This window comes from Amycolatopsis sp. cg5 (genome assembly GCF_041346955.1).
In the GTDB taxonomy this organism is placed as follows: domain Bacteria; phylum Actinomycetota; class Actinomycetes; order Mycobacteriales; family Pseudonocardiaceae; genus Amycolatopsis.
The window spans coordinates 1,972,935-1,984,600 of the sequence record NZ_CP166849.1; the positions used below are offsets into that span (position 1 = coordinate 1,972,935).

Consider the following 11,666-nt stretch of genomic DNA (forward strand, 5'->3'; position numbering starts at 1 on the left):
TGCGAGCAGATCACCGCAAGAGTTGGACGAGATTTCGCAAGTTATGGACAGCGGGCGGTCGACCCCCGGACGACGAGCTCGGGCGCGAAGAGCAGCTCTTCGGCCGCGACGGATCCGCCGTTCGTCTGCTTGACCAGTAGTTCGACCGCCGCGCGGCCCATTGCCTCGATCGGCTGACGGGTGGTCGTCAGCGGCGGGTCGGTGCAGTTCATCAGCGCGGAATCGTCGTAACCCACCACCGAGACGTCGTTCGGCACTGAAAGTCCTTGCCGTCGCGCGGCACGCACCGCGCCGAGCGCGAGCGGGTCGCTGGCGCACAGCACGGCCGTGACGCCGCGGGGCAGCAAGCGCGCCGTCGCGGCGTGCCCGCCCTCGATGGAGAACATGCCGTGCTCGACGTGCTCGTCCGAAAGACCGGCCTTCGCCACGCAGGTCTTGAACGTGGCGAGCTTGCGCCGGGACGGGATGTGGTCCGGCGGGCCGAGCACCAGGCCGATCTTCTGGTGGCCGAGCGAGGTCAGGTGCCCGACCGCCTGCTCGACCGCCACGACGTCGTCGCACGACACCTGTGGCAGCCCGAGGTGCTCGACGGCCGCGTTGATCAGCACCGTGGGGATCTTGCGCTCGACGAGGCGGTGATAGTGCGTGTGCACCGCGTCGGCCTGCGCGAAGAGCCCGCCGGCGAAGACAACGCCGGACACGTGCTGCTCCAGCAGCAGTTCGACGTACTCGGCCTCGGACACCCCGCCCGCCGTGCGGGTACACAGGACGGGGGTGAAGCCCTGCTGGGCGAGCGCGTTGCCCATGATCTCGGCGAACGCGGGGAAGATAGGGTTCTGGAGCTCGGGCAGCACGAGCCCGACCAGCCGCGCGCGTTCGCCGCGTAGCTGGGTCGGCCGTTCGTAGCCCATCACGTCCAGCGCGGTGAGAACGGCGGTGCGGGTGCTGTCGGAGACCCCGGATCGGCCGTTGAGCACCCGGCTGACCGTGGCCTCGCTGACCCCGACCTTGCGGGCAACTTCGGCAAGTCGACGCGTCATGACCGTAATTATGCGGCAAACTTGCGCAAGAATCGAGCGCGTACTTGCGCGTGTTCACGTCTGGTCCTTGAGAACTAGGTCTCAGGTGGTAAGGGAGACCCCTTAGCGCAGCGGGGTGACTTCCTGGCGGACTCCGGTCGAAGCCCGCTAGGAATGGTCTATCTCGACAGGGGAGAAATTCATGCGAAAACGCCTTATGGCATTGGGAATTGGCGCGCTCACCTTCACTTCGATACTCGGGGCCACCACCGCGAACGCCGCTCCGGCGCTGAACTGGCAGCCCTGCCAGGGACTGCCGCTGGAATGCGCCACGCTCACCGTGCCGCTCGACTACCGGAATCCCGGCGGGGGCAAGCTCGACGTGGCCGTGTCCCGGCTGAAGAGCACCAACCCGCAGGCGCGCCGCGGCGCGCTGCTGCTCAACCCCGGCGGGCCCGGCGGCCCTGGCCTCGACCTGCCACTGGCGGTCGCGCAGCTCGCGCCGACCAGCCTGACCGACGCCTATGACCTCATCGGCTTCGACCCGCGCGGCACCGGCAAGAGCTCGCCGGTCAGCTGCGCGCTCACCCCTGAGCAGCTGCGGGACGTCACCAAGGTGATCCCGTATCCGGCGCCGAACGGGGACATCAGCGCGAACGTCACCTTCGCCAAGCAGGTGGCGAAGCAGTGCCAGGAGAAGTCCGGCAAGGTGCTGCCGTTCGTCACCACGCAGAACACCGCGCGTGACATGGACGGCATCCGCGCCGCCTTGGGCGAGAAGAAGATCTCGTACCTGGGTTATTCGTACGGCTCGTACCTGGGCGCGGTGTACACGACGATGTTCCCGGCGCAGTCCGACCGGATCGTGCTGGACAGCGTCGTCGACCCGCGTGACGTCTGGCGGACGGTCTGGCAGCAGTGGGGGCCCTCGAACGAAGAGCGGTTCGAGGACTTCGCGAAGTGGGCGGCCGTGCGTGACCCGAGCTACGGCCTCGGCGCGACACCGGCCGCGGTCCGCGCCACGTATCTGGGCCTCACCGCCAAGCTGGACAAGGCGCCGCTCGGGTGGTTCGACGGCAATACCGCCCGTGAGCTGGTACGTGGCGGGCTGTACGACGACCACAACTTCGCCACCATGGCCAAGCAACTCCAGGCGCTCAAGGGCGGTGTGGCGCCGTCGCAGCCAGGGGCTCCCGGCGACGAGGGCCAGGCTTCGCTGGCCACGTTGTGGGGAATCGCGTGCGATGACGCCGCCTGGCCGGCTTCGGTCGCGCAGTACCAGCGTGAGGTGCTCGTCTCCAAGCAGCGTTACCCGCTCACAGCCGGGATGCAGTCCAACGTCTGGCCGTGCACCTTCTGGCCGACCAAGCCGATCGAGCCGCCGCTGCGGATCGGTGACCGCGGCCCGTCGAACGTGCTGCTGACGCAGAACCTGCGCGACCCGGCCACGCCGCTGGTCGGCGCGAAGGCCATGCGTGCCGCGCTGGGTGACCGGTCCCGGCTGGTCACCGCCGACGCCGGCGGCCACGGCGCGTACCTGTTCCAGGAGAACGCCTGCCTGACCAACGCGGCGACGACGTTCCTGGTCAACGGGACGCTGCCGGCGCGGGACATCCGCTGTGGCACCGAATTCGGCAAGCGTGCCGATGACCCGGCGCGGGACAAGATCGTGCAGGACATTCAGGCCAAGCAGTTCCCGCTGTAAGACGGTCGTGGGTGGTTATGTCCGGGTCTGTCCGTTCATAACCACCCACGATTCGTGTAGGCATATGCCATGCGTAACCGCTTGCTCACTTGGCTGACAGCCGCGCTGACCACCGTCACGCTCGCGACGCCGGCCACCGCCGCCGAATCCCCGTCACTGGACTGGAAACCCTGCGCGTCCATTCCGCTGGAATGCGCGACGCTCAAGGTCCCGCTGGACTACCGCAAGCCCGGCGGCCCCACGCTCGAAGTGGCGATATCCAGGCTGAAGAGCGGAAAACCCGGCGCACGCCGCGGCGTGCTGCTGCTCAACCCCGGCGGGCCGGGCGGTTCCGGGCTCGACATGCCGCTGATGATCGCCCAGCTCGCACCGCCGAGCGTGACCGCCGCGTACGACCTGATCGGCTTCGACCCGCGCGGCGCGGGCAGCAGCTCGCGCATCACCTGCGAGCTGACGCCGGATCAGCTGCGGCCGGGCAAGACCATCCCGTATCCCGCGCCGAACGGGGACATCTCGGCGAACGTCGCCTACGCCGAACAGGTGGCGAAACAGTGCGGCGAGCACGCGGGCCCGGTGCTGCCGTACCTGACCACGCTCAACACCGCGCGTGACATGGACCGGATCCGGCTCGCGCTCGGGGAACGCAAGATCTCCTACCTGGGCGGGTCGTACGGTTCGTACCTCGGCGCCGTCTACACGACGCTGTTCCCGGCGCAGTCCGACCGGATCCTGTTGGACAGCATCAGCAACCCCGACGGCATCTGGCGTCCCGCCTTCCGGCAGTGGGCGCCGGCCGCGGAAGTCCGCTTCGAGGACTTCGCGTCTTGGGCGGCCGCGCGCAATGCTGAGTACGGCCTCGGTTCGACGTCCGCCGCGGTGCGGGCGACGTACTTCGACTTGGCCGGGAAGCTCGACGCGACCCCGCAGGGCGGCAACGACTTCCGCGAGCAGACGCGCTCCGGGCTCTACAACGACGCGAACTTCGTGCCGATGGCGCAGCAATGGCAAGCGCTCAAGCGTGGCGAGGTGACCGTCTCGGGCGGACCGGCCGGTGACCCGCAGTCGTTCTACGCCGTGTTCTGGGCGGTCGTCTGCGGTGACACGGCATGGCCGCGGTCGATCGCCCAGCATCAGCGTGACGTGCTCGTCGACAAGTGGCGCTACCCGCTGACCAACGGCGGCCCGTCGACGGTGTTCCCGTGCGTGTTCTGGCCGGCCAAGCCGATCGAGCCGCCGCTGCGGATCACCGACCGCGGCCCGTCGAACGTGCTGCTGACGCAGAACACGCGCGACCCGGCGACGCCCATCGAGGGCGCCCGCGCGATGCGGTCGGCACTGGGCGACCGTGCTCGGCTGGTCACGGCCGATCAGGGCGGCCACGGCGCCTACCTGCTGACGCCGAACGCCTGCGTCTCGCGGATCGCGACCGCGTTCCTGGTCGACGGCGTCCAGCCCGCCCGGGACGTCCACTGTGGACCCGAGCTGACGGCCTCGGACACCGCGCGCGACCAGGTCGTCCGGCAGCTCCAAGCCCGCCGCTTCTAGCTGGTCGTGAGTGGTATGGCCGGTTCTAACCGGTCATACCACTCACGAGCCCTTCTAGGCGTAGACCTCGAATTCCGCTGCCTGACCGGCGGGCCAGCCCGTGTTCCCGGTGATGTTCAGCCGCAGGAAGCGCTGGGTGGTCGGGCTGAACGTGATGGTCGCGTCCGGCGCGAACGTCACACCGCGCGAACCGACGATCGTCGAATATCCGCCGCCGTCGACGGACCCGAGCACCGACAGCGTCTGCGTCCGCGAACCCCAGCTGCCGGGCAGCTTCAGCACGATCTTGCTCACCGAGGTCGCGCTGCCCAGGTCGACGGTCAGCGTCTGCGGGAACGACCCGTTGGCGCTCTCCCAGTACGTGTTCGCGTTCCCGTCGACGGCGTTGCTCGCCGGGTACCCGCCGACCGAACTGCTCGCGGTCGCGGGCCGCCCCTTCGCCAGGTTGCCGGTCGGCTGCGGATTGCCCGTGTTCGGCTGCGGCCAGCTCGAGCAGTCCGCCCAGGTGCCGGTCCACCCCGAATTCCCCGAGCCGCTGAACGACATCGGGCTGAGGTTCGTCGGGTAAGGACAGTTGTACGTCCCCGTCACGCCGACCCCGGACGCGGTCAGGTTGCTGATGCTCACCGAGCCCTGCGTCTGCGCCTGCACCACGAAAGTCCCGGCGCCCTGCACGCTCACCCCGTTGACGGTGACGCCCTGGATGACCTTGCCCTGCCCGTTGCCGTCGATGAACTGCAAGGCCTCGTAAGGACTTTCGATCGCACGCAGGTTCGTGACGTTGATCTGAGCGCCCGTGATCGCCTGCTCGCGCGCGTCGAACCAGACGGCCCCGACGCCGAACTGCCAGTTCGGGTCGAGCGCGCCCGCGCGCAGGGTCGTGTTGTCCGCGAGCGTGATCGTCCCGGCGAGCGGCACCGACTGGAACCGGTTCGCCACGGTGATCCCGCCGCCGAGCGCGTTGGTGTCACGCACCAGGTTGCCGCGCACGGAGTTGTCGCGCCCGCCGTACAACGCGATGCCGTTGGCCAGGTTCGGCTGGACCACGGTGTTGCCGACGATCGAGATCCCGGCGTCGGCGATCCCGTTGGACCACAGCGCGAGCCCGTCGTCGCCGGTGTTGCGCAGGTAGTTGTTGCGGATGGTCGAGTTGGTGACGTTGCCGTCGAAGTTGACGCCGTCCGCCATCGTGTCGAGTATCCGGTTGTTCTCGATGGTCAGGTTGCTGGTGGCGCCGTTCATCAGCCACAGCCCGCACTTGGTGTTCTGGATCCACAGCCCGGACACGACCGAGCCCGCGCCGAGCACACCGTGGAACGCGTTCTCCGGCTGGTCGTCGCGCCGCTCGGTGACGTCACCGAACACGGCGAAGTCGTACAGCCGGATGTTGCCGCCGACCTGGCCGTCGTTCTTGAAGACGTTGTTGCCGTGCAGGACCGTGTGCCACGCGCCGGCGCCGCGGACCGTGGTCTGGTCGATGCCGAGCGCCGACCCGATCTCGAACCGGCCCGGCGGCACCCAGAGTTCCTTGCCCTGCGACCGCGCGGCGCTGAGCCCGGCGCGGAACGCGTTCGAGTCGTCGGAGGCGTCGTTCGCGGTGGCGCCGTAGTCGGTCACCGACACGGAGTTGCCCGGCCGCCCGGCAGGCCCGTTGACCTGCTCGAAGTCGGCGAGGTCGACGGTGAGCTCACCCTCGGCCTGCACCCGGACCTTCGCGCCCGCGCCGAGGTTCTGGCCGAGCAGCGCGCGGGTGTCGTCGTAGAAGTGGTGCCGCTTCGCTCCGGGTATCCACGGCGTCTCGATGTAGGAGTACCGCGAGGTCACCGGCAGGCCGAGGCGGTTTCCGTTGACGTAGACGGAAAGCTGGCCCGCCGCGCCGTCGGGGACGCTGTAGTGGACGTTGATCGCGTTGGCGTTCGAGGTCAGCGTGAACTCGACGTACTGGCCTGAGGTGAGCCGGACGGCCTGCCGTCCCGAGGCTTCCGACGCGAGGCTGGCCTGGGTGTAGTCGGGGCCGATCTTGGTGCCCGTTGTCGCCGCGCACTCCGCTTCGTAGGTCGTGAACGCGACGCTCGCGCCGCCGCCCACTGAAGTCGGGCATGGCGCGGCTTGCGCGCTCGGCGCGGACAGGACTGTGAATCCGGCCGCTGCGAGTGCCGCGACAGCTAGGAGTGGGGGGATTTTGGGCGCGCTGAAGACACGTGTGGGGGACACGGGAGCTCCTGGGCTCGGAGGCGGGATGTGATCTGGATCATACAAATCCCCGACGCGTGAACGCAAGAGTTGGATGGGGTTGTGAAAAATCGCGACAATTAGTAGAGCGGGCATGGAAAAGCCCAGGTCAGCGTGTGGGCTGGCCTGGGCTTGGGGTAGGGGCAGGGATAAAGCGGGCTTTACTCCACGCGCGGAGCGCGTGGAGTAAAGCCCGCTTTATCCGCGGTGGATCTGGAGTGGGGAGAAGGACTGGACGACGGGCATCAGCTCGACCACGTTGACGTTGACGTGGGCGGGCTGGGAGGCGGCCCAGACGACGGAGTCGGCGACGTCTTCGGCGGTCATCGGCTGAGTGCCCTGGTAGACGGCGTCGGCCTTCGACTGGTCACCCTCGAACCGCACCTTCGAGAACTCGGTGCCGCCGACCATGCCGGGCTCGATGTTCGTCACGCGGACGCCGGTCCCGTGCAGGTCACTGCGCAGGTTCAGGCTGAACTGGTGCACGAACGCCTTGGTCGCGCCGTAGACGTTGCCGCCGGGATACGGATAGGTGCCGGCGATCGAACCGAGGTTGATCACGTGCCCCCTGCCGCGCTCGACCATGCCGGGCAGCGCGGCGCGGCTGCAGTAGACCAGCCCCTTGCAGTTGGTGTCGATCATCTGGTCCCAGTCGTCGAGGTTCGCGCGATGCGCGGGCTCGAGCCCCTTCGCCAGCCCCGCGTTGTTGATGAGGACGTCGACCTCGGCGAACTCGGCGGGCAGATTCGCGAACGCCGCGGCGACGGCGTCGCGGTCACGGACGTCGAGCTCCAGCGGCAGCACGTCCTTGCCCAGCTCGTCGGCAAGCGCTTCGAGCTTGTCGACACGGCGCGCGGTCGCCACGACCTTCGCGCCGTCGGCCGCGAACCGCCGCGCGATCGCGGCGCCGAAGCCGGTGCTGGCGCCGGTCACGAATACCGTCTTGTTCATCGTGGATCACCCGTCCGCTTCAGTGGTTGTTCGATACCGACTTTAGGGCGTGTTTCGTAAGCCTCGTTCGCGAGCTTCGCGCCCAGGCGGCCCCTGGCGGCACCGTGGGATCACCCGAGTACAACCCGGTACGAGGGTGATCCCACGGCACCGCCAGGAACCACCTGGATCACGAAGCTCATCGAACAGGCTTACGAAACACGCCCTAAGAACTCCCCGAGCGCGGCGTTGAACTCGGTCGGCCGCTCCAGGTTCGGCAGGTGCCCGGCGCCGTCGATCACCACGAGCTTCGAGTCCTTGAGCCGGTCGTGCATCAGCTCGGCGTCCGGCAGCGGCGTGAACGCGTCGACGCTGCCGACCACCACCAACGCGGGAACCGCCAGCTCGCCGAGCAGCTCGACGTAGTCCGGCCGCTCGGCCCGCCCGCGCAGCGCCGCCGCGGCTCCTTCCGGCTGGGTGGTCCGCATCATCTCGAACACGTGCTCGACCACCGCGGCGTCCGCGTCCGGCGCGACCATCTTGCCGATGAGGTTGTCGGCCTCAGCCGCCATGCCCGTTTCGAGGATCCGGTCGGCCGTCTCGTTGCGAACACGCTTCCCTTCCTCTGTCTCGCCTTGCGCCGAGGTGTCGGCCAGCACGAGCCCGCGTACCCGCTCGGGATAAAGCCTGCTGAACTCCATGACGATCTGGCCGCCCATCGAAAGCCCCGCCAGCACCACGCGCTCGATCCCCAGCTTGTCCAGCAGTTCGGCGAGGTCGTTCGCGAAGTCCGACAGCAGCGTCCTACCCGGCACGACCGGGGAGTCGCCGTAACCACGCAGGTCCGGCGTGATGACGCGCCAGCCGGGGAAGTCGCGCTGCGGGTGCCACATCGAGCGGTTGAACGGGTGGCCGTGCACCAGCAGCAGCGGCTCGCCGGCGCCGAAGTCGTCGTAAGCGATGTCCATGTGTCCTCCCTTTGACACTTCGACGCTATTCGGAGCAATATGCGAGTGCAATAAGGACAATGGCCTCGGAGCAATATGGACGACGACTACCGCGCCTTCGCGGACGCCATCGCAGCCGACATCGCGGCGGGCACGTTGCGGCCCGGTGACCGGCTGCCCACCCAACGCCGGTTCGCCCGCGACCGTGGCATCGCGGTGTCGACCGCGTCCCGGGTCTACGGCGAGCTGGTGCGCCGCGGTCTCGTGGTCGGGGAAGTCGGCAGGGGGACGTTCATCCGCGCGTCCCCGCCGATGGAGCCGTGGCTCGCCGAACCCAGCGGAACGCCGGTCGACCTCCAGCTCAACTTCTCCGTACTGCCAGGTCAGCCCGCCCGCCAGGCGGCGAGCATGGAACGGCTGCTGCGCCCGGACGTTCTCGGCGCCTCGCTCGAAACGGTCGGTGTCGCGGGAACGTCCGCGATGCGCGAGCTGACCGCCGGCTTCCTGGCTCGTGCGGGTTGGACGCCGTCACCCGCGCAGGTCCTGTTCTCGGGGAACGGGCGGCAGGTGCTGGCGGGCGCGATCTCCGCGCTGGTGCCGACGGGGGAGCGGCTCGGCGTGGAGGCGCTGACCTATCCGCTGGTCAAGGCGATCGCCGCGCGGCTCGGTGTGCAGCTGGTCCCGTTGGAGATGGACGAGCACGGAGTGCGTCCCGAAGCGCTGGCGGCCAGTGCGGTGCGTGCGGTGTATCTGCAGCCGACGCTGCACAACCCGCTCGGCGTCACGATGCCCGGCGAGCGTCGCGCCGAGATCGCGTCGACCGTGCGCGCGCTCGACCTTCCGGTGATCGAGGACGCGGTGTACGCCTACCTCGCCGAGGACGTCGCGCCGCTCGCGCGCTGGATCCCGGAGCGGACGATCGTGGTCGACAGCATGTCGAAGCGCCTCGCGCCGGGCTTGACGTTGGGTTTCGCCGTGGTGCCTGAGGCTTACGTGGAGCGGGTCACGGCCGCGCTGCGCTCGGGTGGCTGGACGGCGCCGCACTTCGCGATGACCGCCGCGGCCGCCTGGATGTCCGACGGGACGGCCGCTTCGCTCGCCGCGGACAAGCGCCGAGACGCGGTGTCCCGGCAAGCGCTGATGCGCTCGCGTCTCGACGGGTTCCGGGTGAAGTCCGACCCGCGTTGCTATCACTGCTGGTGGGAGCTCCCCGAGCCATGGCGCGCGGAGACCTTCCTGGCGGCGGCCGCCCGTCAGGGCATCGCGGTCAGCCCCGCCGCGTCGTTCACGACCGGCGCCGGCCACGCGCCCAACGCAATTCGACTGGCGCTGTCCGTGCCGCCGGAGGAGACTCTGAGTTGGGCACTCGACGTGCTCGCCTCACTGGCTCGATCGACCCCGGAAGCCGCCGGAATCGACTAGCGGGCCTGCTGAAGTGCGCAAACACGTTTAAGGGACCCCCCTGTTTTAGGCCCTGATCGGGCATGTAAAGTTCTCCAAGTCGCCAGGGAAACCGGGTGGCCGACCGGGAGAGATAGAGTCCCGAAAACTTGCTAGAAAACAATTCGCTCTGGATAAGGTCAGGGAAACCTGATGCGATCCTCGGTGTGTTGCTTGAGAACTCAACAGTGTGCTAGTGAACTAAGCCAGTAGAGCTTATTTATTGAACCTCGTTTGAGGTTCCTTTGAGAGCAAGTATTTTGCCTCGATTGAATTCGAAGACATTGTTGGAGAGTTTGATCCTGGCTCAGGACGAACGCTGGCGGCGTGCTTAACACATGCAAGTCGAACGATGAAGCCTTCGGGTGGATTAGTGGCGAACGGGTGAGTAACACGTGGGCAATCTGCCCTGTACTTTGGGATAAGCCTTGGAAACGAGGTCTAATACCGGATATGACTAGCCTTCGCATGGAGGCTGGTGGAAAGCTCCGGCGGTACAGGATGAGCCCGCGGCCTATCAGCTTGTTGGTGGGGTAATGGCCTACCAAGGCGACGACGGGTAGCCGGCCTGAGAGGGTGACCGGCCACACTGGGACTGAGACACGGCCCAGACTCCTACGGGAGGCAGCAGTGGGGAATATTGCACAATGGGCGCAAGCCTGATGCAGCGACGCCGCGTGAGGGATGACGGCCTTCGGGTTGTAAACCTCTTTCGCCAGGGACGAAGCGTAAGTGACGGTACCTGGATAAGAAGCACCGGCTAACTACGTGCCAGCAGCCGCGGTAATACGTAGGGTGCGAGCGTTGTCCGGAATTATTGGGCGTAAAGAGCTCGTAGGCGGTTTGTCGCGTCGGTTGTGAAAACTGGAGGCTTAACCTTCAGCGTGCAATCGATACGGGCAGACTTGAGTTCGGTAGGGGAGTCTGGAATTCCTGGTGTAGCGGTGAAATGCGCAGATATCAGGAGGAACACCGGTGGCGAAGGCGGGACTCTGGGCCGATACTGACGCTGAGGAGCGAAAGCGTGGGGAGCGAACAGGATTAGATACCCTGGTAGTCCACGCTGTAAACGGTGGGTGCTAGGTGTGGGCGACATTCCACGTTGTCCGTGCCGTAGCTAACGCATTAAGCACCCCGCCTGGGGAGTACGGCCGCAAGGCTAAAACTCAAAGGAATTGACGGGGGCCCGCACAAGCGGCGGAGCATGTGGATTAATTCGATGCAACGCGAAGAACCTTACCTGGGCTTGACATGGACAGGAAACATCCAGAGATGGGTGCCCCCTTGTGGTCTGTTCACAGGTGGTGCATGGCTGTCGTCAGCTCGTGTCGTGAGATGTTGGGTTAAGTCCCGCAACGAGCGCAACCCTTATCCTACGTTGCCAGCGCGTTATGGCGGGGACTCGTGGGAGACTGCCGGGGTCAACTCGGAGGAAGGTGGGGATGACGTCAAGTCATCATGCCCCTTATGTCCAGGGCTTCACACATGCTACAATGGCTGGTACAGAGGGCTGCGATACCGCGAGGTGGAGCGAATCCCTTAAAGCCGGTCTCAGTTCGGATCGCAGTCTGCAACTCGACTGCGTGAAGTCGGAGTCGCTAGTAATCGCAGATCAGCAACGCTGCGGTGAATACGTTCCCGGGCCTTGTACACACCGCCCGTCACGTCATGAAAGTCGGTAACACCCGAAGCCCATGGCCCAACCCGCAAGGGGGGGAGTGGTCGAAGGTGGGACTGGCGATTGGGACGAAGTCGTAACAAGGTAGCCGTACCGGAAGGTGCGGCTGGATCACCTCCTTTCTAAGGAGCACAACACATCCACGAATCCCGGGATACCCGGTACCAGAT

General features: G+C 67.0%; 7 protein-coding genes and 1 rRNA gene. 4 read left to right on the top strand and 4 right to left on the bottom strand.

Annotated features, from left to right (window positions below; translation table 11 throughout):
* Positions 1 to 41: 41 nt before the first annotated feature.
* Positions 42 to 1,040 (bottom strand): LacI family DNA-binding transcriptional regulator, encoded by a 999-nt coding sequence (locus AB5J62_RS08995; protein ID WP_370947676.1) that lies wholly within the window; start codon positions 1,038 to 1,040, stop codon positions 42 to 44.
* 181 nt (positions 1,041 to 1,221) lie between these two features.
* On the opposite strand from AB5J62_RS08995, the gene AB5J62_RS09000 reads away from it, so the two are divergent.
* Positions 1,222 to 2,724, top strand: coding sequence for an alpha/beta hydrolase (locus AB5J62_RS09000; RefSeq protein WP_370947677.1), 1,503 nt, complete (start codon positions 1,222 to 1,224; stop codon positions 2,722 to 2,724).
* A 69-nt stretch (positions 2,725 to 2,793) separates the two neighbouring features.
* Positions 2,794 to 4,269 (top strand): alpha/beta hydrolase, encoded by a 1,476-nt coding sequence (locus tag AB5J62_RS09005; RefSeq protein WP_370947678.1) that lies wholly within the window; start codon positions 2,794 to 2,796, stop codon positions 4,267 to 4,269.
* Between the two features lie 54 nt (positions 4,270 to 4,323).
* Here the strand turns inward: AB5J62_RS09005 and AB5J62_RS09010 are convergent, their stop codons facing one another.
* The 3 genes from AB5J62_RS09010 to AB5J62_RS09020 all read right to left on the bottom strand — a co-directional run bounded on the left by AB5J62_RS09010 (position 4,324) and on the right by AB5J62_RS09020 (position 8,399).
* Positions 4,324 to 6,483 carry a discoidin domain-containing protein gene (locus AB5J62_RS09010; RefSeq protein WP_370947679.1) on the bottom strand — a complete coding sequence of 720 codons (2,160 nt, stop codon included), beginning with the start codon at positions 6,481 to 6,483 and terminating at the stop codon, positions 4,324 to 4,326.
* Between the two features lie 216 nt (positions 6,484 to 6,699).
* A complete protein-coding gene (locus tag AB5J62_RS09015) occupies positions 6,700 to 7,452 on the bottom strand; it encodes an SDR family oxidoreductase (RefSeq protein WP_370947680.1) in 753 nt (250 codons plus the stop codon).
* Positions 7,453 to 7,643: 191 nt separating this feature from the next.
* Entirely contained in the window at positions 7,644 to 8,399 is a 756-nt protein-coding gene (locus tag AB5J62_RS09020; protein WP_370947682.1) for an alpha/beta fold hydrolase, read from the bottom strand.
* A gap of 75 nt (positions 8,400 to 8,474) precedes the next feature.
* Here AB5J62_RS09020 and AB5J62_RS09025 point away from each other — a divergent pair, with 75 nt between their 5' ends.
* Entirely contained in the window at positions 8,475 to 9,800 is a 1,326-nt protein-coding gene (locus AB5J62_RS09025; protein ID WP_370947683.1) for a PLP-dependent aminotransferase family protein, read from the top strand.
* Between the two features lie 302 nt (positions 9,801 to 10,102).
* Positions 10,103 to 11,618: ribosomal RNA gene (locus AB5J62_RS09030) — 16S ribosomal RNA — on the top strand.
* Positions 11,619 to 11,666: the final 48 nt, after the last annotated feature.